The 21,679-nt window shown below is 60.4% G+C and carries 21 protein-coding genes and 1 pseudogene; 17 read left to right on the top strand and 5 right to left on the bottom strand.

What is annotated here, in order from left to right; all coding sequences use genetic code 11:
• Positions 1-12: 12 nt before the first annotated feature.
• Positions 13-429 carry a hypothetical protein gene (locus PCPL58_RS16690; RefSeq protein ID WP_003369187.1) on the top strand — a complete coding sequence of 139 codons (417 nt, stop codon included), beginning with the start codon at positions 13-15 and terminating at the stop codon, positions 427-429.
• Between the two features lie 2 nt (positions 430-431).
• Here the strand turns inward: PCPL58_RS16690 and PCPL58_RS16685 are convergent, their stop codons facing one another.
• Positions 432-1,214, bottom strand: a complete 783-nt coding sequence (locus tag PCPL58_RS16685) for a tetratricopeptide repeat protein (protein WP_042930740.1) — start codon at positions 1,212-1,214, stop codon at positions 432-434.
• A gap of 175 nt (positions 1,215-1,389) precedes the next feature.
• On the opposite strand from PCPL58_RS16685, the gene PCPL58_RS16680 reads away from it, so the two are divergent.
• The 13 genes from PCPL58_RS16680 to PCPL58_RS16620 all read left to right on the top strand — a co-directional run bounded on the left by PCPL58_RS16680 (position 1,390) and on the right by PCPL58_RS16620 (position 10,460).
• Positions 1,390-2,001 carry a hypothetical protein gene (locus PCPL58_RS16680; RefSeq protein WP_003369189.1) on the top strand — a complete coding sequence of 204 codons (612 nt, stop codon included), beginning with the start codon at positions 1,390-1,392 and terminating at the stop codon, positions 1,999-2,001.
• A 20-nt stretch (positions 2,002-2,021) separates the two neighbouring features.
• A complete protein-coding gene (locus PCPL58_RS16675; protein WP_003369190.1) occupies positions 2,022-2,240 on the top strand; it encodes a hypothetical protein in 219 nt (72 codons plus the stop codon).
• Positions 2,241-2,249: 9 nt separating this feature from the next.
• Positions 2,250-2,681 carry a hypothetical protein gene (locus PCPL58_RS16670; protein WP_058397008.1) on the top strand — a complete coding sequence of 144 codons (432 nt, stop codon included), beginning with the start codon at positions 2,250-2,252 and terminating at the stop codon, positions 2,679-2,681.
• A 3-nt stretch (positions 2,682-2,684) separates the two neighbouring features.
• Positions 2,685-3,464, top strand: coding sequence for a type III secretion system inner membrane ring lipoprotein SctJ (gene sctJ / locus PCPL58_RS16665; protein ID WP_003434222.1), 780 nt, complete (start codon positions 2,685-2,687; stop codon positions 3,462-3,464).
• Positions 3,461-4,084, top strand: a complete 624-nt coding sequence (locus tag PCPL58_RS16660; protein WP_065349951.1) for a type III secretion protein — start codon at positions 3,461-3,463, stop codon at positions 4,082-4,084. Before sctJ ends, PCPL58_RS16660 begins: the two co-directional genes overlap by 4 nt.
• The gene (locus tag PCPL58_RS16655; RefSeq protein ID WP_003369199.1) at positions 4,077-4,673 is read left to right on the top strand and encodes a FliH/SctL family protein; all 597 of its coding nucleotides are present in this window, start codon (positions 4,077-4,079) and stop codon (positions 4,671-4,673) included. Before PCPL58_RS16660 ends, PCPL58_RS16655 begins: the two co-directional genes overlap by 8 nt.
• A complete protein-coding gene (locus PCPL58_RS16650) occupies positions 4,670-5,998 on the top strand; it encodes a FliI/YscN family ATPase (protein WP_065349950.1) in 1,329 nt (442 codons plus the stop codon). The genes PCPL58_RS16655 and PCPL58_RS16650 overlap by 4 nt, the downstream gene beginning before the upstream one ends.
• A 102-nt stretch (positions 5,999-6,100) precedes the next feature.
• The gene (locus PCPL58_RS16645) at positions 6,101-6,610 is read left to right on the top strand and encodes a hypothetical protein (RefSeq protein WP_003369203.1); all 510 of its coding nucleotides are present in this window, start codon (positions 6,101-6,103) and stop codon (positions 6,608-6,610) included.
• Complete coding sequence (gene sctQ, locus PCPL58_RS16640; RefSeq protein WP_065349949.1) at positions 6,607-7,665, top strand: type III secretion system cytoplasmic ring protein SctQ; 1,059 nt, start codon at positions 6,607-6,609, stop codon at positions 7,663-7,665. Before PCPL58_RS16645 ends, sctQ begins: the two co-directional genes overlap by 4 nt.
• Positions 7,662-8,318, top strand: coding sequence for a type III secretion system export apparatus subunit SctR (sctR, locus tag PCPL58_RS16635; RefSeq protein ID WP_003369210.1), 657 nt, complete (start codon positions 7,662-7,664; stop codon positions 8,316-8,318). The genes sctQ and sctR overlap by 4 nt, the downstream gene beginning before the upstream one ends.
• 4 nt (positions 8,319-8,322) lie before the next feature.
• Entirely contained in the window at positions 8,323-8,592 is a 270-nt protein-coding gene (locus PCPL58_RS16630) for an EscS/YscS/HrcS family type III secretion system export apparatus protein (RefSeq protein WP_003369212.1), read from the top strand.
• Between the two features lie 6 nt (positions 8,593-8,598).
• A complete protein-coding gene (gene sctT / locus PCPL58_RS16625; RefSeq protein ID WP_003369214.1) occupies positions 8,599-9,414 on the top strand; it encodes a type III secretion system export apparatus subunit SctT in 816 nt (271 codons plus the stop codon).
• A complete protein-coding gene (locus PCPL58_RS16620; RefSeq protein WP_003434215.1) occupies positions 9,414-10,460 on the top strand; it encodes an EscU/YscU/HrcU family type III secretion system export apparatus switch protein in 1,047 nt (348 codons plus the stop codon). Before sctT ends, PCPL58_RS16620 begins: the two co-directional genes overlap by 1 nt.
• Positions 10,461-10,602: 142 nt before the next feature.
• Here PCPL58_RS16620 and PCPL58_RS16615 read toward each other — a convergent pair whose 3' ends face one another.
• Positions 10,603-13,422, bottom strand: coding sequence for an ATP-binding protein (locus PCPL58_RS16615; RefSeq protein WP_065349948.1), 2,820 nt, complete (start codon positions 13,420-13,422; stop codon positions 10,603-10,605).
• A gap of 419 nt (positions 13,423-13,841) precedes the next feature.
• Here PCPL58_RS16615 and PCPL58_RS16610 point away from each other — a divergent pair, with 419 nt between their 5' ends.
• From PCPL58_RS16610 to PCPL58_RS16595, 3 genes and pseudogenes are all read left to right on the top strand, one after another.
• Complete coding sequence (locus PCPL58_RS16610) at positions 13,842-14,273, top strand: hypothetical protein (RefSeq protein WP_044309602.1); 432 nt, start codon at positions 13,842-13,844, stop codon at positions 14,271-14,273.
• Entirely contained in the window at positions 14,270-15,004 is a 735-nt protein-coding gene (locus tag PCPL58_RS16605; RefSeq protein ID WP_065349947.1) for a DUF72 domain-containing protein, read from the top strand. Before PCPL58_RS16610 ends, PCPL58_RS16605 begins: the two co-directional genes overlap by 4 nt.
• A 234-nt stretch (positions 15,005-15,238) precedes the next feature.
• Positions 15,239-18,532: pseudogene (locus PCPL58_RS16595) on the top strand (type III effector HrpK domain-containing protein).
• A 59-nt stretch (positions 18,533-18,591) separates the two neighbouring features.
• On the opposite strand, the gene PCPL58_RS16590 reads toward PCPL58_RS16595, so the two are convergent.
• The 3 genes from PCPL58_RS16590 to mqo all read right to left on the bottom strand — a co-directional run bounded on the left by PCPL58_RS16590 (position 18,592) and on the right by mqo (position 21,542).
• Complete coding sequence (locus PCPL58_RS16590; protein ID WP_065349945.1) at positions 18,592-18,969, bottom strand: response regulator; 378 nt, start codon at positions 18,967-18,969, stop codon at positions 18,592-18,594.
• A gap of 536 nt (positions 18,970-19,505) precedes the next feature.
• Positions 19,506-19,742, bottom strand: a complete 237-nt coding sequence (locus PCPL58_RS16585; protein ID WP_065349944.1) for a hypothetical protein — start codon at positions 19,740-19,742, stop codon at positions 19,506-19,508.
• 156 nt (positions 19,743-19,898) lie between these two features.
• Positions 19,899-21,542, bottom strand: coding sequence for a malate dehydrogenase (quinone) (gene mqo / locus PCPL58_RS16580; protein WP_044309634.1), 1,644 nt, complete (start codon positions 21,540-21,542; stop codon positions 19,899-19,901).
• Between the last annotated feature and the right edge of the window lie 137 nt (positions 21,543-21,679).

Raw genomic sequence — 21,679 nt, 5'->3', positions numbered from 1 at the left:
CAGGAACCGGCCATGAACCTCATTTCAAGCATGCCACGCCTGCCGATTCTGATGACGCTATGCCTGCTGGCAGGCTGCAAGACTCACCTTGACCCGGTCAGCTATTCGCCGGGTTACACGGCGGTGACCCGCGCCGATGGTCGCGTGGAGCTGGTGCCGGATGCCTGCATGCAGCCCGCTGCGCAGGACGACATTGGCGTAGGGGAAGATTTTCAGCCGCTGCTGCCGCCGGGCTGCGCCAGCAATCTGATTCTGTTGCAGATGGTCGAGCAGCGCTCGGACGTGGTGCAGGGCCGTAGCACCGGCCCGGTGATGGCAGCCCCGGTGGGGCGGGCCGCGCAGGTGTACATCGATGGCTATGACCGCGAAGAACTGCGCCGCCGTCAGGCGGAGCAGCAGGCCAACACCGACACTCGGGAGGCGCGATGATTTCAGCGAGCGTCGACCAGACCCAATTCGCGTGCCTGTTCGGCACGGTCGGGTATTGCCTTTATACGTCGAGCCTCGGCGATCAGTTTGCTGCGTTCGGCCTTGGGAATGTCGTCGAAGGTCATGCTTTTGAGGTCTTTCTCTTTACCGGCGAGCACCATCACCAGCAATTGATTGCGCTGGTGGCGGGGTTGCGCCAGCGGCGACTGGCTAACGCGGTCAATGGTTTCCAGGGCCTTTTTATTGTCGTCACCCAGCACATAGGCAAGGGCCAGGTTGCAGCGGGTGTCCAGATCGTTCGGTGCCAGACGAAGGCTGGTATTGAAGGCGTTCTGGGACTTGTCGGCCTCACCGCTGAGAATGTAGGCGATGCCCAGTCGGTTCCACGCCTGCGGCTGCTGCAGGGCAGTCGCGGCCTGATTGAGTACGGTGACGGCGCGTTGCAGCTTGCCCTGACGCAACTGCGCGGTGCCCAGGCCCAACAAGGCGTCAGGGTCATCGGCCTTGAGCTCCAGCGCACGTTGATAGGCGCGCTCCGCGCCGCGCGTGTCGTTGCTGGCAAGCAGTGCGGCACCGAGTTTACGCCACGATTCGACGCCGGCTTCAGGCTGTTGCGTGGCGCGCTGGTAGAACGACGCAGCCGTCGTCGAGTCGCCGCGTTTTTCCAGGTCGGCGGCCAGTTGCATGAAGCGCTCGTAACTGGCATCGGTCTTGGGCTGGGTCGTGCACGCCGTCAGGGTCAGGCAGCCGAGCAACAACAACGTGGAGATGGAACGAGGTGGCATGGACAGGGCTCTTGTGAAAGGGGACGGGGCGAGGCTATTCAGCCGTCGACGGTCTTCGCGGGCGAGCGCCAGTTTATAGCCCCGGCGCTGAATTGCGACCGTTTTTTGAGCATGGTTTTTCGCGTCGCTGCGGGCCAGCGTTCGAGGCAGCGCCGCAACCGGCAGGGAGGGCGCCATGCCGTTGTTCAAGGCTGAGTGGCGCATCGCGCTACGGCTGTTGGTGATTCTGCTGTGCTCACTGCCCGGTGCGTTGAACGCGGCGTCGGAGCGCGAACCCGAGTGGTTCGCAGAGCCTTATGCCTATGTGTTGGTCGACCAGGATATTCGCGGTGCACTCACCGAGTTCGCGCAGAACCTCGACCTGATCGTGGTGTTCTCCGACAAGGTGCGCGGCAACGCCCGCGGTACGGTACGCGGCGAAACGGCTGGAGAGTTTCTTGGCCGCCTGTGCGATGCCAATCAGTTGAGCTGGTACTTCGACGGTAACGTTCTGCACATCGCGGGCGCTGATGAGGTCGGTACGCGGGTTTTCGACCTGCAGGGCACCCGGCTGCAAGAGTTGCAGGACTATCTGGCCCGCTTGCAGGTCTCCGGCCAGCCGATGTCCAGTCGCGTCAGCCCGGATAACGACAGTCTGTTCGTGTCCGGACCGCCAGCTTATCTGGCGCAGATTCAGCAGCATGTGGATCGTCAACCTGTCGCCGAGGCCGCACCCGTGGTGCGCGAACGCGGTGTGCGGGTGTTTCGAGGCGGTGTCGTCACTCAAGTCGCCACCGACCGTCAGTAACCCCAAAAGGAGCACTACCCATGTCCGTCAACTCCGTAGATAGCAATGTCGACGTCAATGTTTCCAGTCAGGAATCGCGTTTCAACGCCGCCGTCGAGAACGCCGAACAGGCCTCCAGCGACAGTGAGTTCAACGACGCGCTGATCACTCAGGCCGTCACCATCGGCGGGCAGTTCATCATCATGCCGCGAGCTCAGGAAATGCTGAACGAAGCCCAGTCCGATGACGACTCCGAATAGGGTACGACCATGTCTGTGAATCTAGCTGCGTCACCGGCGGCGGCTGCCTTGCCGTCGCCGGGAGGAGGCGCGGGGCCGCAGGCTTCGCAGAACCTCTTCGAACACATGGCCGAGGCGTCCAAGGGGATGCCGCAGGGCGCCAGCCCGCATCAGATCGGCACCAACCTGATGGAGCGGCTGGACGGCTTTATCGACCGCTCTCGGCAGTTCTCCCAGCGTGCCGACGCCTTGACCCAGGGCAGCGCGCCGCAGGCGGCCAGTCAGCCGCCAACAACTGCCGCGAGCGCTGCTCAGACGACCGGCAAAGTCGGTGGGCCGCAGGTCGATCAGATCGTGCAGTCGTTGGGGCGGATGTTCGACTACTCCATCGAAACCCAGATGGTGGTGCGCGGGGCGACCCAGATATCCGGCTCCGCCAACACCCTTCTCAAAGGTCAATGAATCATGTCCAAACGCTGCCGTGTCCTGCGCCTGCTGATCGTGGCCACGCTTGCCAGCCTGTTGCAGGCCTGCGACATCGATCTCTACACCAACCTTGGCGAGCGAGAAGCCAATGCCATGCTGGCTGTGTTGCTGCGCGACGGCATACCGGCGTCGCGCAAGGTGCAGGACAACGGCCAGCTCAAGGTCATGGTCGACGAAAAGCGCTTCGCCGAGGCCATGGCAGCACTGGACGATGCAGGCTTGCCGGGGCAGAGCTTCTCCAACATGGGCGAGGTGTTCAAGGGCAATGGCCTGGTGTCCTCGCCAGTACAGGAGCGCGCCCAGATGGTCTATGCGCTCAGTGAAGAGTTGTCACACACGGTTTCGCAGATCGACGGCATTCTGTCCGCGCGGGTGCATGTCGTGCTGCCGGACAATGACCTGCTCAAGCGAGTGATTTCGCCGTCTTCGGCCTCGGTGCTGGTGCGCTACGACCCGCGCACCGACATCAACGTGCTGATACCGCAGATCAAGACCCTGGTCGCCAATGGTATTTCCGGGCTGGGCTACGACGGTGTATCGGTGACGGCCATCAAGGCAGCGCTCCCCGACAAGGCCGGCGCGCAGCCGCAACTGGCGAGCTTCTTCGGGCTGTGGATGCTGGAGGATGATGTTCCGGCGGCGCGCTGGCTGTTCGGCAGCCTGTTGCTGATCGCGCTGGTGCTTGCCGGATTGCTGAGTCGTCAGTTCTGGCAACGTCGCCGGGTCGAGGGCACCTATGTCTTGAGTGATGCACCATGAATGCTGCGCTGACCGAGCAGTGGCAGGCACTCGTCGAGCGGCCTTTGACGTTTGTCCGCGAACGCTGGCTGGCCGAATGCCTGCAACGCGATGTCGATCCTGCCACGCTGGCTTCACTGCGCAATTCGTCGCGCTTTGCTACACGCTTCGAGCAGCTGTTGAATGCGCATTTCAAGCTGCAACCACTGCCGCAACTGGAACAGCCAGGGCAGAGTGACCTGGCTGTTCTGTTGTTGACCGACGAAGATTTTGCACGTTTGCCGCGCTTGTGTGGCGCGGTCTGGCATGCCGCCACGCTGAGTCGGGAAATTCGTGGTGACGTGGTCAGCGAGTACCGTCAATTTCTGGGTGACGATGCTTTTTCACTGGCACTCGCTCAGCGCCAACTGGCCGGGGCCGCCAACCTGCTGCGCACACCGGTCGAACTCGTCCAGGCCATCGATCGCGATGGTGCGCGCTGCGTGGCCGCCTGGCTCGAGGCCCAACCCATCGAATTGCAAGCCTGGCTGCGCCTGCGTCTGGACATTGCGCAAAATCAGCCTCAGCCAGGCGATGAACGACAGGTGGCCGTGGTGCGAACCGTTGCCCGCCTGCTGACCGGGAGCGACGACCATGAGTGATCTGCCGACCCGACCCGCTTCACGGATCGTGCGCGCTGCCGAAGCGGCCCGCTGGATCGACGGCTACGCGTTCGTCGAGGCCGCTCATCAGGAGGCGCGGTCGGTTCGCGAAAACAGTGCGCAATGGCTGGAGCAGGCCCGCGCCGAAGGTTTCGAGCGCGCCCGTCAGGACGGCGCCGAGCAGGTCGCGGCGTTGCTGGCAAAGACCAGCGCCGAGGTCGAGCGTTACCTGGCGGGGCTGGAAAGCTCGCTGGCTGAACTGGCGCTGGGGATTGCCCGCCAGGTGCTGGGCGAACTGGATGACCACGAACGCCTGCTGCGCTGCACCGCAGAGGCACTGTCGGCGTTTCGTCAGGATCAGGCGCTGACGCTGTATGTGCCGCGTGCCGACGTCGAAGCGTTGCGTCGACGGCTGGCCCACGAGGCGCCGCCGGCACTGAAGTCGCTGAGTGTCGTCGGTGACGATCAGCTGGCAGCCGGTCAAGCGCGGCTGGGTAGCCCGGCGGGCTCTGTTGAACTCGGGCTGGACGCGCAACTGGACAACCTGCGGCGTGCGCTGTTGCCGTTGGCAGAAGGGGATGCTTCTTGAATGAGGCCCTGATCAGGCTGCTGCCCGGTCTTCAGCGGCGCTTGCAGCTCGCCCAGCCCAGACCGATGCGCGGCACCTTGCGCAGCATTCGCGGCGTGTTGTTGCGCGCCAGTGTGGCCGGGGTACGGATTGGCGAGCTGTGCATGTTGCGCGACCCTGGAAACGGACGAGAGCTGTCGGCCGAAGTGATCGGGTTCGATGAGGATGACGCGATTCTGTCGCCGATCGGCTCCATGGAAGGGTTGTCGACCCGTACCCAGATCATCGCTACCGGCCAGGCGCTGGGCGTGCAGGTCGGCGACGCCTTGCTGGGCCGGGTCATCAGCCCGATGGGCGAGTTTCTCGACGGTCCTGCACCGGTGGTTGCCAGCGGTTTGCAGCGTTACCCCTTGCATGCCGAGCCACCCGCGCCGTTCAGTCGTCAGCGCATCGTCAAGGCACTTTCGCTTGGGGTACGTGCCATCGACAGCCTGTTGACCCTGGCGCAGGGACAACGCATGGGTATTTTTGGCGAGCCAGGGGTGGGCAAGTCCTCACTGCTGGCCAGTATCGTGCGTAACAGCAATGTCGATGTGATTGTCATCGGCCTGATCGGCGAGCGCGGGCGTGAAGTGCGTGAACTGTTGGAGGGGCAGCTGGATGCCACGGCGCGGGCGCGCACGGTTGCCGTGGTTGCCACCTCGGATCGGCCTGCCGCCGAGCGGGTCAGGGCGGCCTACGTGGCGACCACCCAGGCTGAATATCATCGCGACCAGGGCCGGAGCGTGCTGCTGCTGATGGACAGCCTGACCCGATTTGCCCGTGCTCAGCGTGAGCTCGGTCTGGCGGTGGGTGAGCCGCCGACCCGGCGCGGTTATCCGCCGTCGTTTTTCTCGGCGTTGCCGCGTCTGCTGGAGCGCGCCGGGCCTGGACCATCAGGCAGCATTACGGCGCTGTATACCGTGCTGACCGAAGGTGATGCGAGCATGGACCCGGTGGCTGAGGAAACCCGTTCCATTCTCGACGGCCACATCGTGCTGAGCGCCGATCTGGCACAGCGTGATCATTTTCCGGCAATCGACGTACTGCGCAGTCGAAGCCGCCTGATGGACCACATCGCGACAACAGAACACCGGCAACTGGCATCGCGGATGCGCGAGCTCATCGCCCGGCGCCAGGAGATCGAGCTGTTGATTCAGGTGGGTGAATACGCGGCCGGCAGCGACCCGCTGGCCGATGAGGCGATTGCCCGGCACGCAGACATTGAGGCCTTTCTGCGTCAGCCCGCCACCGAGCATGACAGTCTGGAACTGACCTTGATGCAGATGCGCAAGGTGCTGGCATGAATTCGAACGTTGATTGCTCACCCCTTGTACATCTCGCTGTGATGACTGATCGCATGCATGTTCTCTTTCGATGCCGAACGGCATTTGCCATGGGAAAGATTTATGAAAACGGCTGACTTGCACAGCTTGCAGGCCCTGCGCGTGCTGCGTGAGCAGCGCGCCACAGCGCGTCTTGCTGCACAACGTGAACGCTGCCGTGAGGCCAACAGCGAGCTCGATCAGGCCCGTGAAGCCTTGCGTCTGCACCGGGAAAAGCTCGTTCGGGAAGCCGAGCAGGCATATGGCCGGTTCAGTGAGGGGCTTTCGGTCAGCGCCTGGCGAGCGACCCAGGAGCGCTTGCAGCAACTGGATGATGAACGTGTGGCGTTGCAGGCCGATGCTGATGCCGTGGCCCTGACGCTTGAGACCGAAGAGCAGGCCCGCGAGCGCCTCAGGCACGTTCACAGGGAGCAGCAACAGAAAACCAAAGCCTGGCAAAGCCTGGTGGAGCAGCGCGTGCGAAGTGATGCACGTCTGGCCGAACAGCGTGACGAAGCCGATCAGCCAGCAGCGCCTGGCAGTGCCGCTGCAACCGCTGTGACATCTGCCCAGATATCAGGAACCGAGCCATGACGATGTATGCCGGCCCGATTGCTGCCGATCCGTCGTGCCGCGAGGTGCTCAAGGCGCGATTGGCGCAGTTCGACAGTGAGGCACTGTACCTGCACAACCGGCTGCACCGCGCCCTGAAGCATTGGCCGGTGCTGCTGGGCGGGCAAGCGGTGCAGGTGCTTTGGGCCAGCGCGAGTGGCGAGTGCCGGCAGCCGGTGCGTGTGGCCATCGCGCTCGGCGAGCATCGGATCGAACTGAATATCCCGCTGCGGCTGCTTGAGCTCTCGGGGTTGGGCTGGCAGCCCGGTGCAGCAATCGAAACCGACGCTGACACATTGCTGCTGGAACAGGCCTGGTTGAGCTTGATCGAGCCGCTGGAAGGGCTGTTGGGCGAATCTCTGCGCGTAGTGCCATGCACGCCCGACCAACCGCATAAGGGCCTGCAGGTCGCCGTCGAGGTGCGCGCCGGCGATCAGCCGGCTCAGGCGTTGAAAATCCATTTCGACGCCGCCAGCGCCCAGCGGGTGAGCGCGCTGCTTGAGCAGCACTGCGCGGTCACGCGTGACCCGCTGCAAGGCTTGCGTCTGGCGTTGAGCATCGAAGCCGGGCAGGCGCCATTGACTCACGCCGAACTGCGCAGCCTGTTACCGGGCGATGTAGTGATGCTCGACACCCTGGCCGATGCGCAGGTGCTGCTGCGCCTGGGGCGTCACTGCCAGACCGTCGTCAGACGCCAGGGCGACACGCTGGTCTGGCAAGGCGCGTTGCGTCCCGGCAGCCCTGCATTTTCTCCGTATCCCTTTGACAGGAATGACCCGATGAGTGAAATGAGCACCGATGCCGATCTGGATGCCTCGCTGGACGATTTGCCGCTGACCCTGATCTGCCAGTTGGGCAGCATGGAGCTGACCCTTGCGCAGCTGCGCGAAATGGCCCCTGGCAGCGTTCTGCCCTTTACCAGCCAGGCGCATGACGAAGTGGACCTGATGGTCAACGGTCGCCGTATCGGTCGTGGTGAACTGGTGATCATCGGCGACGGTCTGGGCGTGCGCCTGCTTGGCTTCAGCGGCTCATGAACGGTTACCAGCCGAATTTGATCGAGATCATTCTGGTCGTTGCCACCATCGGACTGATTCCCCTGGCCGTGGTGACCCTGACCGGTTTCATGAAAATATCCGTGGTGCTGTTCCTGATCCGCAACGCACTGGGCGTACAGCAGACACCACCGAACCTGGTGCTTTACGGCATCGCGCTGATCCTGTCGGTCTACGTCACCACGCCGCTGATCGGCGACATGTATCGGCAGGTGCAGGGCCGCGATCTGAGTCTGCAGAACGTTCAGCAGCTCGAGGAATTGGGCAGCGCCTTGCGGCCGCCCTTGCAGGCACATCTGTCGAAGTTCGCCAACGAAAGCGAGCGCGGGTTTTTCGTGCAGGCGACCGAAACCATCTGGTCACCGGAGGCACGTGCTGACCTGCGCGATGATGATCTGGTGGTGCTGATCCCGGCATTCGTCAGCTCCGAACTGACTCGGGCCTTTGAAATCGGCTTTTTACTGTACATCCCGTTTCTGGTCGTTGATCTGCTGGTGTCCAATGTCTTGATGGCCATGGGTATGTCGATGGTTTCGCCCACGTTGATTTCAATTCCGCTGAAGATATTCCTGTTCGTGGCCCTCAGTGGCTGGTCACGCCTGATGCACGGGCTGATTTTAAGCTACGGGGGCTGAAGTCATGGGCCAGGACGTATTTCTTTCGCTGATGAATCAGGCGCTGATGACTGTGCTGCTGCTGTCCGCACCTGCGCTGATCGTGGCGATTGTGGTGGGATTGGGCGTGGGACTGCTGCAGGCGCTGACCCAGATTCAGGACCAGACCTTGCCGCAAGTGGTCAAGCTGGTAGGCGTGCTGCTGGTCATCGTATTCGTCGGGCCGTTGCTGGCAGGGCAGGTGGCCGAGCTGGGTAATCAGGTGCTGGACAATTTTCCGCTGTGGACGCGTTGAACAGCCATGGGCGCTGATCTGACCAACGCGTTCATCGAAGTTGCCTACCCGGTGATCAGTTCGACATCGCTGGCTGCGTCGCGGGCCATGGGTGTGGTGATCATCACGCCGGCATTCAACCGTTTGGGCCTGACCGGCATGATTCGGGGTTGCGTGGCGGTCGCCATCTCGGTGCCGATGATCCTTCCCGTTTTCTCCGCGTTCACCTCCATGCCCGAGCACAGCGGATTCTTTCTGGCTGGGTTGATGATCAAGGAATTGCTGATCGGGTTGCTGATCGGGCTGTTGTTCGGCATCCCGTTCTGGGCCGCCGAGGTGGCAGGCGAGCTGATCGACCTGCAGCGTGGGTCGACCATGGAACAACTGGTCGACCCGCTTGGACAGGGGGAGGCGAGCGTGATGGCGACCTTGCTCACCGTTATGCTGATCACGCTGTTTTTCATGTCCGGCGGCTTCATCCTGATGGTGGACGGCTATTACCACAGCTATCAACTCTGGCCGGTGACCGAATTTACACCGCTGTTCAGCAGCGCGGCGTTGACGTCGATTCTGGCGATTCTCGATCAGGTGATGCGCATCGGTGTGTTGATGGTCGCGCCGCTGCTGATCGCCATGCTGATCACGGATCTGATGCTGGCCTATCTGTCACGCATGGCCCCCAGTCTGCATATTTTTGACCTGTCATTACCGGTCAAGAATCTGTTTTTCTCGGTGTTGATGGTGGTCTACATCGGCTTTCTGATCCCGGTGATGATCGATCAACTGGCACAGTTCCGAGGCACCATCGAGGTGCTCAAGGCGCTCGCGGTCGAGGGCGGCTGATGGGCGAATCCAGCGAGGAGAAAAGCCAGCCGGCCACGGACAAGAAGCTGCGCGATGCGCGCAAGAAGGGTCAGGTCGCAAAAAGCCAGGACCTGGTCTCCGGCATGGTCATTCTGTTGTGTACGTTGTGTATTTCGGTGCTGCTGCCCAAGGCGCGTGCGCAGGTCGAGGCCTTGATTGATCTCGCGGCATTGATTTACATCGAGCCCTTCAACGATGTCTGGCCGCGGCTGCTCGATCATGCCGAGCAGATCGTCATCGGCATTACCTTGCCAGTGGTGGCGGTAACGGTCGCGGCGGTGATTCTGACCAACATCGTGACGATGCGTGGGGTGGTGTTTTCGGTGGAGCCCATTCAGCCGGACATCAAACGCATCAACCCTGCCGAGGGATTCAAACGCATTTTTGCGATGCGCAACCTGATTGAGTTTCTTAAGGGGCTGGTCAAGGTGGTACTGCTGGGGCTGGCGTTCTATGTGGTCGGTCGTCAGGCCCTGCAAGCGCTGATGGAGTCGTCGCGCTGTGGTGAGGGCTGCATTGAATCGACGTTTTATCTGGTCCTCAAACCGCTGGTGTTCACCGTGCTGGCTGCGTTTCTGCTGGTTGGTGCAGTGGATGTGCTGATGCAGCGCTGGCTGTTTGGTCGAGAAATGAAAATGAGCCACAGCGAGCAGAAACGCGAACGCAAGGACGTCGACGGCGACCCGATGATCAAACGCGAACGTCAGCGCCAACGGCGCGAAATGCAGGCCCTGGCGACCAAGCTCGGGTTGGCGCGGGCTTCATTGATGATTGGCGATGCTGGCGGCTGGGTGGTGGGCGTGCGTTATGTTCGCGGCGAAACGCCAGTGCCGATAGTCGTCTGTCGCGCCGCACAGCACGAGTCCGCCGCATTGCTGGCCGACGCCGCGCCACTGGGCATTGCTCTGTGGCCCGACGCAAGTCTTGCCGAGTCGATTGCAAAGCGAAGCGTGGCGGGCGACCCGGTGCCGGAAAACACCTTCCAGGCGGTAGCGGATGCATTGGTGGCCCAGCGGCTGATCTGATGTCAGCCACCCCGCACGTCTCTGGCGCGCTGCACGGTGACAGCGCTGTCGCTCCTCACGCCTCGGTGAACATGTTCTGGACATTCTGTGCCCGGCTTGAAACTACAGGCCAACGCTGACCTCCGGGGCAAGCCTCGTGTATTCAGTGCACCATCGGACTGTAGCGGGTTGCCGGTGTGCCGCGCACCACCTTCAGACGGTTGAGGTCGGTGTTGATGCGCCATGCCCAGAAATGCGTACCGTCCTCACGTGCCGTGTCCAGTGCCTGAGCAAGCATCATGCGTACATCCTCAAGCGAGTAGTCATGCGGCTGGTCGAGCATCAGTTGGGCCTTGACCCGCATGATCTCCGGCAAATACCAGCGGTCATGATTTTCTACCGCGCCGATATGAAGCTCATCGAGAATTTCCAGTGCCAGAGGTTCGAGTCTGAGTGCCGCCAGACCTGATGCGTACTCGGTGTGCAGCATCGCATGCAGCGGCGTTTCCACATGGTTGCGCAACTGCTGCAGGGCTTCTCCTAATAGCGGCACACCCGTTGCGGCATCGCCTTCGCGAATCGCCAGAATGCTTTCATAGCAACTGGTCAGCTGGCGCCAGACATGCAGGGGCTGACGTTCGCTGCTCTGTTTGAGCAGCTTGAGGAAATGCCGCGTCTTGTGCAGCGTACCGGCAATCAGCGTCGCCGGGATCGCACTGATCGCCAGCGTGTACCACAAGGTTGCAGGATGACTCAGTGCAATAGCCTGTTGCACATTGGTTTCCAGGGCGACCATCGCCTGGCCGGTATTGCCGATCAGCAACTGAACCTGGGCCCGCAGCGACTGCGCTGCAATACGCTGGTCGAAGTGCATGTCGATAATGTGTGAGGACGGCGAGCGCGGGGCGCCAAGTGCTTCTTCGATGGCCTGACGCGCCGTCTTCATATCGCCCATATAGAACGCGCTGGTGGCGCGCATGCGTCTGCCCAGCAACTGGCAGTCAGCAATGCGGTAATCCTTGCCCAGTGCCAGAAATTGCGAGGCGACCTGCGTACCCTGCAGATGCTTGTTGCTGCAGGTGTGGTCGTTCCACTTGCCCCACAGCGCCCGCAGGCGGTATTCGGAGTCGTCCAGCGCTTCGGCATCTTCACCGACCTGCTGCCAGACTTCGCGCATTTTCTGTCCCGCACCGTAGGTCAGCATCAGAATGCTGCCGGACATGGTCAGCAGACGCATGCGCTGCCGACGATCCATGTGTGCCTCTTCCACCTGCCGGGGCAGGCCGTGGTTTACCCAGTCCTGATATTCGCGCACCAGCGACAGCCGCAGCCACAATGGCGAACTGCACAGCGTCAGTTCGACCCCCAGCTGGCGGTCGCCCTCGGCCGAGAACGCCCAGGTGAGGGCCGCTCGAATGGTGTCGATCTCTATACCGTAACGCTGGGTCCAGAGCTCCTGGGGCATTTGTTCGAGATCCTGTTTGCCTTGTTCCAGAAGGGTCAGTGCCCATTGAGCGTGAGCGCGGCACAGGCGTGGTACATCATCGAACTGCACCAGTTTTTCGTGGGCGTAGAGACGTGTCGTTTCCAGCAGCCTGAAGCGCTTGCCCTGGCTGTGATCGAAGGGGCCGAGCAGCGATTTTTCCAGCAGGCTTTCGAGCATCGGCAATGTCATCCGCACGTCCGGCAAACCGATGTTGACGATCGCCATGACCCCGTCAATGGTGAATGAACCGTTGAATATCGACAGCTGGCGCAGCAACGCCTGCTCGTGCCCGGTGAGCATTCCGTAGGTCCAGTCCAGCTTGGCACTCAGCGAGCGCTGGCGTGGCAAGGCGGTGCGAAGGCCGGTCATCTGCAGTCGAAAACTGCCGTCCAGTAGGCCGACCAGGTCATGAATACCGAAGGTCCTGGCGCGTGCAGCAGCCAGTTCGATGGCCAGTGGATTACCGTCGAGTTTGCGGCAGATGGCGGCGACCGTTCCGGCGTCACCGTCATTGAAGGCAAACTCGGGGTCCTGCTCTCTGGCACGGGTCACGAAGAGCGCCACCCCGGAATAGCCCATGGCCTGCGCGGCAGTGAGCACTTCGTGCTCATCAGGCACTTGCAGCGGGCCGAGTTCATGCACCCATTCGCCCTGCGCACGCAGCGGTTCGCGACTGGTCACCACGATGCAGCATAGCGGTGCATTGGCCAGCAACGCTTCGACGGCAGCGGCGGTTTCGTCGAGCACATGCTCGCAGTTATCGAGCACCAGCAATTGCGGGCGACCGACCAGCGATGGCGGTATGTCGTGCAACGGTTGTTCGTTTTCGGCGCTAAGCCCCAGTGCGGAGGCGATTCTGCCCAATATCGGTTGCGTGCCGTTGACCGGCGTCAGGTCGACGAACGCGGTGCTGAGGCCCGATTGCGCGGCCAGACTGTCAGCCAGTGCCTGCGCAACGGTCGTTTTGCCGACGCCGCCCGGGCCGCTCAGGGTCAACAGACGCCGGGAGAGTGTCAGTTCCGACAGTTGCTCTATCAGTTCGTCACGCCCAAGCACCTGACGGTTGATTACCGGCACGCTTACGCTGGCGAGTGTGTCCGCTGGCGCAGGTTCGTGGCGGACCGCCTGCTGCACACTGACCGGCGCGACGAATCGGTAGCCACGGCCCGGCACAGTGACAATGTAATTCTCGTCGGCATCCAGTGCCCTGCGCAGGGCAACGATTTGCGCACGCAGGTTGCATTCTTCGACCACCGCTCTTGGCCGTGCCAGTGCCAGCAGTTCGGCTTTCTCCAGCAGTTCGCCTGGCCGAGTGGCAAAAGCGACCAGCAATGCCATTGCGCGGCTGCCCAGTGGCACCGGCTGTGAATCCTTGAGCAGCAAATATTCGCGTGGAAGCAGGGTGAACGGGCCAAAGTGAATGGCCTCGTTGCTGCGCGACGCCTCACCTGTTTCCTGAATGGCCATTTCGTTCTGGCCGCTTGCTTCGAAATCCATGCTTAGACCTGTGTCAGAAGTAATAACTGCGCCGCCGCACCGTGCAGGAGCATGAAGGTCCCGATCTGTGTCCGTGTGGTGATGAGTGTTCCGTTTATCTGCCAGCGTCCGTTGACCTCCGGCAGATCAGTTGTAACTGAGCGGACACTCCGTGTTACCGGGTGTGCACCAATGCCTGACCGCATGCCTGATTTAACGCGTTGACTGCCCGGAAAGCGGAAAGTCTAGTGACATGAGATGACTGTTATGAGATCGATGCACAAATCGCGCCCACGTTAATTGACATCAGTTAGCCGCCACTCCGTTTACCGTTGGTCGACTTGTAACGATTTTTTGTCAACACGCCATTTGCCCGAACGGTCGTTTAGATGACGGTTGCAGAACTAATGCGACCGGTATGTCCACTTGCAGAGAACCTCATGAATCGAACCGTCAATGCTGCAGAGTTGCATATCGACTTTGACAAGGACCGGGAAAAAGCCTTGTTCAAGTGGCTCATTGCAAGTTTTCTGATGGGCAAGCGAATTCAGTCGGCCATCGCCTGTGAGGCGTACCGGGTCATCATCGAAAAGCATGACCGCGACACGCCGCGCAAACTGGGCCAATGCACCCATCGCGAGGTGGTCAGCATGCTCGGCGAAGCGCGTTACGTGCGCTATGACGAGTCCACGGCCGATAGACTGCTGGCGCTGTGTGCCGGGCTCAACGCTGACTACGCGGGCACGATCGGCAATCTCCACGAGGCGAGCGAAGACCGCGCAGACTTCGAGAAACGTCTGGCAGCCTTCAACGGCATTGGCCCCAAGACTGTGGAGATATTCATGCGTGAAGCCGGCAAGGTGCTGTATTGAACACCCCGTTATTATTGCGTACAGGCTGTGCGGGCTGGAGTCTGGGGCGCGAGCACTGTGCTGAATTTTCCGCTGCCGGAACTCATTTGCAACGTTATTCGTCACGCTTCAACACCGTTGAAATCAATAGTTCGTTCTACAGGACACACCGTCCGCAGACTTACAGGCGCTGGGCACAGTCGGTGCCTGACGATTTTCGCTTTTCGGTAAAGATCCCCAAACTGATTACTCATGATCAACGGTTGCAGGATACTGAAGTGTTACTGGATGTGTTTCTTTCCCAGTGCAGTGAGCTGGGTGAAAAACTGGGTTGCCTGCTTATTCAACTACCGCCTTCTCTTGACTATATTCCGGATGTCGCAGAACGCTTTTTTAAAGTGCTGCGCAGTCGTTACAGCGGCACACTTGTTCTTGAGCCGCGTCATGAATCCTGGTGCCAGGCCGAGGCACTTCTGGTCGATCAGCGTATTGCACGAGTCGCAGCCGATCCTTCGCCGATCAGCGCGGGCCATGTTCCTGGCGGATGGCCAGGCGCCCGCTACTGGCGGCTGCACGGCTCACCGAAGATTTACCACAGTGCCTACGGCCCTCAACGGCTGGAGTTTCTGGGTCGGCAGGCGCTGGCGTCGGTGGAAGAGGGCGTCGAAACATGGTGCATATTCGATAACACGGCCAGCGGTGCGGCAATCGAAGATGCCCTGTTACTTCAGACGCTGAGCCGCGCACGATAAGTTCGCCTCTTTCCTGCGCCGTATCCGGTCGTCTGGTGTACGGCAAGTTGCGCGGCGTAATGCAAAGTCTTTCTAATCGTAATTGATAGCGGACGCCTGACAGTTATCCAGGCTCCGTGCCTCTGCCTGCAAAGGCCCGTCTCGCACCAGACCAATCCGTAGCGGCGCGCGCTGCCTGCACGAGCGGCGTTGTAACGCCATGGAATGTCGGGTGGCCAATGGAAGGAAATAACAATGACGACTGTTAGCAAGATCAGCACTGAAAAACCCACCGATCCTACCGATGCCAAAGCCTGGGAACAGGCGGTACAGCAATCACGTGAGGTGGGTATCGAGTGGCAACTGCCTGCCGATGACAAACGCTCCGCTCAGCAGATCATCGACGATAGCCCGCTGCTGAAAAACCTCGGCGGGCGAGGTGACCGGGGGGAAGCCAGGGAAAACCTGATTGCTCAGGTCGGTGACTACACCAAGGACTCAAGTGCCGCGTTTCGAGCCGTGCAATTGCTCGAACACATTGAAACCTTCGACGCCAACGGTGACCGTCTGGCCGGCAAGGACATCGGTAACAATCGTATCGACGGCTACACCAGCAGCAGCGATGCCCGGCACGGCACGGAGGCCGGTCGTCTGAAGGATTTCGGCAAGGACGGTTTCTCGAGCCTCAAGGGCAAACTGCACGAAATCAGATCGCCAGCCGATGACCCTGCGGTTCGCGAACAGGCCGAGCAGCTCGGGATTCAGTGGGAGCGGCCGAAGGGCGATGAAAGGGACGCCAGAAGTATCGTCGACGGTGACCCTTTGCTCAAAAACCTGGGCAATCAGAGTGACGTCAGGGACATGCTCAAAGAGCAGGTCGGCGACTTCGATACCGACGCAGATGCAGCCTATCGAGCGACTCAGGTGCTGGCCCATATCGAACAGTTCGATAGCAGTGGAGGACGAATTGTCGGCAGTGACGTGGCCAACGGCAGGATCAATGGTTTCACCAAAAGCGGCGAAGCCCGTAACGGCACCGAAGCCGGTCGTCTGTAGGATTTTGGCAAGCACGGTTTCTCCAGCCTCTCGGGTCAATTGAGCAATATTTCGGCGGCTGGCGACAACACCCAGGCCCGCGAACAGGCCGAAAAACTGGGCTTTCTGTGGGAGCTGCCCAAGGACGACACGCGCTCGGCACAAGAGATCATCGACGCCAATCCGTTGCTCAGGGATCTCGGCAATCAGAGCGGCGTCAAGGACATGCTCAAGGAACGCGTCGGAGATTTCGAAAAGGACGCCAATGCTGCCTTTCGCGCGGTTCAGGTGCTCGACCGGGTGACGATGTACAACGAGAAGGGTGAGATTCAGTCTGGCGGGGATGCGTTCAACAGTCGAGTCGACGGCTTCACAAAAGGCGCCGAAGCGAAGCATGGCACCGAGGCTGGACGCTTGCAGGACTTCGGCAAACTGGGCTTCGATGCACTGCCGGCGCTGAAAAAGACCGAAGACATCAGCAGTTACAAAGACTTTCTGAAAGCCAGCCCCGATGCGGATGAGGCCTCGAAGCAAATCGCCCGCTACGCGGCAATCCTCGACGAGAACCATGACGCGATCAAGGGCAAGACCGGTTCTGCGGACCTGACCGCCGAGGCGCTGGCGACCTACCGGGACACGCATCCGCAGCTCGACAAGGAGGTCAGGGAGGCGCTGGACTTCTGGTCGCAACCCGGCGCCTTTGCGCTGCTCGATAATGCCAAAAGCCCGCTCGAGCAAGGCACCGATGGCAAGGCCAGCCGCGGTGACATTCAGGCTTTCCTCAAGAATAGCGCGCCAAAAGACGTCGGTGCCGTGGGCACGCTGCTCAACAAGGTCAACACCGACGCGCTCGACAAGGATGTGTTCGAGCATCCGCAGAACTACACCGCAGAGCAGAAGGCCGCAGTCCTGCAGGAACTCAAGGCGGCCCAGAGCCTGATTGTCGAGGGCAGCGGTGCGGGCATGTGGAAGGACGACAAGTCTCAGGTGCAGATTGCCAACAACGTAGGCAGTCATCCCGATCCGCAAAAGCTGCTCGATGACGTCAACGAGCATATCTCGTTGCTCGAAAAGGACCCCGAGGTGGTCACGTTCTACAACGACAATGCGACCAGCGAATTGAGCAAGGTGCTGGAGGGCAGCGACGCGCTGAAAAGCGCCTTGCAAGGCACTTACGACAATGACATCAAGACCGGCAAGGCCCTCGACAAGCTGTGGGACGCCAACACCAAGGACGGCAAGACCGATCAGCAGACGGCTCTGGCCCGGTTCTACAGCTCGGCTCAAAGCGTTCAGGAATCTCTGGGTTTGAGTGATCCGGGTGAAATTCAAAAGGCCGTGCAACAGTCGGCGCACAATAAGGATTTCGAATCGTTCTACGAGAAAACGCTGGTCTCGGGCGAGCGACTCAACGAGTTGTTGAAGACTGAAAGCTTCGAAGTGGCAACCAGCCAGTTCAGCATGGAAGTGGCGATGTATAACGCTGCGCTGAACCCTGAGTTCACAGGGAAATACGACGACAAGCTGACTGAAAACTACACCGCCATTGCCCAGAACAACGTCTTCAAGGACGCCAGTTTCGAGGATCTGAAGAAGGCTTTTGGCAAGGATGGCGGCGATACACTGGACGAAGCGAAAGTCAGGTCGCTGATCGACCAGATCAGTGAAAGCAACCCCGAGTTGCTGACCAATGCCGACGGCAAGCCGGCCACGTCCGACCAGATTCTGGGCGTATTCCGAGGGAATTGGGATCTGTTGCGTCAGGGCACCAAGTCCATTTCCGAACTGGGCCTGTTCAGTGACAACTCTTCGATCAAGGCTGCTTCCGGTGCCGGAGTCCTACATGGTGTCAGCGGTCTGTTCATGGCCGGCATCACCATCGCCAAGGGGGCAAATGGCGCGGGGGCGCTGACTGATCGGCAGATCGTCGACATCACCACAGGTTCGGTGCAAAGCGCTACCTTGCTGACCGAGGGCGGCGTCAAGAATGTCACCACGATGTTCAAGGACATCAAGGATATGCTCGAGCCTGACATCTACAAGGAAATAACCACCAACCTGTCGAAACTGGAAAACGCTGCCAAAGGGCTGGGTGGCCTGGCCGGAGTGGCCGCAGGGGCCTATGGCATCTTTGACGGTGTGAAATCGATCAGGAGAGGCGAGCTGGTCGCCGGCGGTATGAGCATCACGGCCGGGTCCCTGGGCGCGATGGCTGGTCTGGCATCAGCGGCAGAGGGCGCAGCAGGCGTCCTGCAGTTAACGGGCAGTGTGGTGCGCGCCTTGCCGTTGCTGGCCGGCACTTTGGGACTGGCCGCCGCCGGGGTGGGCGCTGTGGCGCTGCTGATTCCCGGTATGATCGAGGAGGGCAAACAGGAGACCCGTGTCGACCGGTTTTCCGATCACCTCAGGGACTACCTGACCCAGTACGAGATCGATGGAGTCAAGAACGGCACCCTCATGGACGTGCCGGACAGCGAGTGGCCGGGGCCGGAAGAAACCACCATCGCTTCATAATCGGAGTGGTCAGGCCGGAGCGCCCCGGCCTGCTTTCTGACGCCGATCGACGTAGCGAGTCAGGTCTCAAACAGCTCACTCAAAGCCTGGCTCAGTTGCTCGGCACTGAACGGTTTGGCGACGCATCGCCGGTCGAGCCACGCGTCAGGTATCCCCAGCCGCCCGTACCCCGAGCAAAACATGAAGGGTATGCCGCGATCGGCAATAGCAGCGGCTATCGGGAACGAGTCTCCGCCGATAATGTTGATATCCAGGATGGCCAGGTCGTACTCGCCGTTACGCGCATATTCAATGCCTTCGTTCAGCGTGCTTGCGTGGTAGGCGGTCGCGAAACCCAGGTCATCGAGCATCATCTCCATCAACATGGCGAGCATGGTCTCGTCTTCTACCAACAATACTTTGGGGAGCGAGGTCTGGTCTTCCGATTCTGAGCTCATAAGTGGCTTTCCGGTTTGTCTGGCCAGGGAATCAGCATTGACCAGATGATCCCTGTGAGGGCGAGCTGAATGTCGGCCTGGCCTTTGAGTTCTCGCTCGATGTTGCGGTGTATCAAGCGCAGGCCAACTTTTACGGTGGTTGCAACCGCCTGTTTCCTTCCATAGGGTTTTTCAACCGGGAACAGCCAGCCGCTGCTTGATACGAAGTGCAGTCGTTCGAGGCTGAACGCGATTCAGATGTTTTTTGTCGGCCGCAGCGGGAATTTGGGCGGCCAGCGGCCCGGATGGACAGCGCAAGAAAATGCGGGGTTGCCGCGAAAGTGCGGCGTGGAGACCTGGATGACGCGCTCTGCTGATACAAGCCAGAGATGGAAGGAAGTGGGTCACCATAACAGGTGCCCGTTGGACGCGTAGCTTTAACTGACGATGGCGGGGAAATGCCTGCAAGTTGGCAGGTGTGGGCCTTTTAGGCCCTGCCTGCCGTTTTTTAGCGAATTATCGGCAAATACTGGGTTGCTACAGGCCCGCTTGGGCAATCAGCCCTGGCCATTCAGCTTGCGCTCAAGCTCACGGTTTTTAGCACGAAGCGTTTCGGCATCCTGCTCTTTTTCCTTGATGGAAGTCGGGGTGATGACCTTATCCACGCCTTCGGTGGCGGGATTCTCCTGTGCAATGTCCTTGTGCACCACATCGACCGGCTTGCCGGACTGGTCTGTCGTCGGCGCGGACTGTTCAGGCGTGTGGCTGGAAGGCTTGTCGGTATGCGTGCTCATTGCAGTTCCTCGGTGTGTGTCGTTCTGGTTGGAGGAACGAACGACGCGAAGAGTTCGACCTGTTTTCGTGTGGGCAGGGATTGCCCGCGCAACGGCGTGAAAAAAAAAGCCCCGCCAGACAAGGTCTGGCGGGGCTTTGCTCAAGCTGTGAAAGCCTTAGAGCGCCATGTCACTGGCTGGATTGCTTTTCGCTGGCTGGGCAGCAGGTGCAGGTGTTGGAGCATTACCTGTCTTGTTCACCGGTGGTGGCGGTGTCAGCTGCAGAACTTCGGATGTGTAAGCCCATTCCTCGGCAACACGGTCCGGATTGTTGTTCAGCTTGGTGCCGTAGCTAGGCACGATCTGGTGCAGTTTTGCCTGCCATTCCGGAGTCGCTACCTTGTCCTTGAAGACTTTCTCAAGCACGCCCAGCATGATCGGCGCTGCAGTCGAGGCACCTGGCGAAGCACCCAGCAGGCCGGCAATGCTGCCGTCCTTGGAAGCAACGATTTCGGTACCCAGCTTCAGGACGCCGCCTTTCTCTTCGTCACGCTTGATGATCTGTACGCGCTGACCGGCTTGCATCAGGCGCCAGTCTTCTTTCTTGGCGTTCGGGAAGTACTGCTGCAGGGCAGCGAAGCGATCGTCGTCAGACATCATCACCTGACCGGCGAGGTATTCGATCAGCGGGTACTGTTCGATACCGACGCGAGTCATTGGCCACACGTTATGCGTGGTGGTGCTGGTCAGCAGGTCGAAATAGGAACCGTTTTTCAGGAACTTGGTCGAGAAGGTTGCGAATGGGCCAAACAGGATCACGCGCTTGCCATCCAGAACACGGGTGTCCAGGTGCGGAACCGACATGGGTGGCGCGCCAGTCGACGCGATACCGTAGGCCTTGCCCATATGCTGCATGGCCAGGGTCTGGTTGTCAGTGACAAGCCACGAACCGCCGACCGGGAAGCCGCCGTATTCCTTGGCTTCAGGAATACCGGATTCCTGCAGCAGATGCAGGGCCGCACCGCCGGCACCGATGAACAGGAACTTGGTGTCGGTCTCGGTGACAGTACCGTCTTTCAGGTTCTTGTACTTGACGCGCCAGGTGCCGTCGTCGTTGTGATTGATGTCTTCGACTTCGCTCGACAACTGCAGATTGAAATTCTGCTTGGCTTTCAGATTGGCGACGAACTGGCGGGTGATCTCGCCGAAGTTGACGTCGGTGCCGATCGGGCTCCAGGTCACGGCCAGCTTCTGCGCCGGGTCACGACCTTCCATCATCAACGGGACCCACTTCTTGATCTGCTCGTGGTCTTCGGAGTACTGCATGCCGCTGAACAACGGGCTGGCTTGCAATGCTGCGTAACGCTTGCGCAGGAACTGGATGTTGTTGTCGCCCCACACGAAGCTCATGTGCGGCGTGGAGTTGATGAACGAGCGCGGGTCTTTCAGGACGCCGGTCTTGACCTGCCAGGACCAGAACTGACGGGAGATCTGGAACGCTTCGTTGATCTCGATGGCCTTGGAGATGTCGACGTTGCCGTTCTTGTCTTCAGGGGTGTAGTTCAGTTCGGCGAGGGCCGAGTGACCTGTACCGGCGTTGTTCCAGCCGTTGGAGCTTTCTTCGGCGACGCCGTCGAGACGCTCGACCATTTCCATCGACCAGCTCGGCTCCAGCTCGTTGAGCCAGACGGCGAGGGTGGCACTCATGATGCCGCCGCCGACGAGCAGTACGTCGACTTTCTTGGTTTCAGCCGCCTGCACGGGCATCAGGCCCATGGAAATGGCCAGACCCAGGAGGGCCGTGTTCACTTTTTTAAACATTCTGTCATCCATCTGATAAACGCCATCCGCCGACTACTCCTGGGAAACGGCTCGTCACATGCATTGAAGCCTGCGACAAACACTCGCACCCACAGGGACTAGAGGTGGACATACAAGGCCAATATAATACCGCTCGA

The sequence above is a fragment of the Pseudomonas cerasi genome, assembly GCF_900074915.1.
Taxonomy (GTDB): domain Bacteria; phylum Pseudomonadota; class Gammaproteobacteria; order Pseudomonadales; family Pseudomonadaceae; genus Aquipseudomonas; species Aquipseudomonas cerasi.
This window is presented reverse-complemented; position numbering and strand designations above follow the sequence as displayed.

What these genes read in the sequence shown, in the direction of transcription:
- PCPL58_RS16690 (WP_003369187.1), top strand. Translation starts at nt 13, where the DNA reads ATGAACCTCATTTCAAGCATGCCACGCCTGCCGATTCTGATGACGCTA.
- PCPL58_RS16685 (WP_042930740.1), bottom strand. Translation starts at nt 1,214, where the DNA reads ATGCCACCTCGTTCCATCTCCACGTTGTTGTTGCTCGGCTGCCTGACC.
- PCPL58_RS16680 (WP_003369189.1), top strand. Translation starts at nt 1,390, where the DNA reads ATGCCGTTGTTCAAGGCTGAGTGGCGCATCGCGCTACGGCTGTTGGTG.
- PCPL58_RS16675 (WP_003369190.1), top strand. Translation starts at nt 2,022, where the DNA reads ATGTCCGTCAACTCCGTAGATAGCAATGTCGACGTCAATGTTTCCAGT.
- PCPL58_RS16670 (WP_058397008.1), top strand. Translation starts at nt 2,250, where the DNA reads ATGTCTGTGAATCTAGCTGCGTCACCGGCGGCGGCTGCCTTGCCGTCG.
- sctJ (WP_003434222.1), top strand. Translation starts at nt 2,685, where the DNA reads ATGTCCAAACGCTGCCGTGTCCTGCGCCTGCTGATCGTGGCCACGCTT.
- PCPL58_RS16660 (WP_065349951.1), top strand. Translation starts at nt 3,461, where the DNA reads ATGAATGCTGCGCTGACCGAGCAGTGGCAGGCACTCGTCGAGCGGCCT.
- PCPL58_RS16655 (WP_003369199.1), top strand. Translation starts at nt 4,077, where the DNA reads ATGAGTGATCTGCCGACCCGACCCGCTTCACGGATCGTGCGCGCTGCC.
- PCPL58_RS16645 (WP_003369203.1), top strand. Translation starts at nt 6,101, where the DNA reads ATGAAAACGGCTGACTTGCACAGCTTGCAGGCCCTGCGCGTGCTGCGT.
- sctQ (WP_065349949.1), top strand. Translation starts at nt 6,607, where the DNA reads ATGACGATGTATGCCGGCCCGATTGCTGCCGATCCGTCGTGCCGCGAG.
- sctR (WP_003369210.1), top strand. Translation starts at nt 7,662, where the DNA reads ATGAACGGTTACCAGCCGAATTTGATCGAGATCATTCTGGTCGTTGCC.
- PCPL58_RS16630 (WP_003369212.1), top strand. Translation starts at nt 8,323, where the DNA reads ATGGGCCAGGACGTATTTCTTTCGCTGATGAATCAGGCGCTGATGACT.
- sctT (WP_003369214.1), top strand. Translation starts at nt 8,599, where the DNA reads ATGGGCGCTGATCTGACCAACGCGTTCATCGAAGTTGCCTACCCGGTG.
- PCPL58_RS16620 (WP_003434215.1), top strand. Translation starts at nt 9,414, where the DNA reads ATGGGCGAATCCAGCGAGGAGAAAAGCCAGCCGGCCACGGACAAGAAG.
- PCPL58_RS16615 (WP_065349948.1), bottom strand. Translation starts at nt 13,422, where the DNA reads ATGGATTTCGAAGCAAGCGGCCAGAACGAAATGGCCATTCAGGAAACA.
- PCPL58_RS16610 (WP_044309602.1), top strand. Translation starts at nt 13,842, where the DNA reads ATGAATCGAACCGTCAATGCTGCAGAGTTGCATATCGACTTTGACAAG.
- PCPL58_RS16590 (WP_065349945.1), bottom strand. Translation starts at nt 18,969, where the DNA reads ATGAGCTCAGAATCGGAAGACCAGACCTCGCTCCCCAAAGTATTGTTG.
- PCPL58_RS16585 (WP_065349944.1), bottom strand. Translation starts at nt 19,742, where the DNA reads ATGAGCACGCATACCGACAAGCCTTCCAGCCACACGCCTGAACAGTCC.
- mqo (WP_044309634.1), bottom strand. Translation starts at nt 21,542, where the DNA reads ATGTTTAAAAAAGTGAACACGGCCCTCCTGGGTCTGGCCATTTCCATG.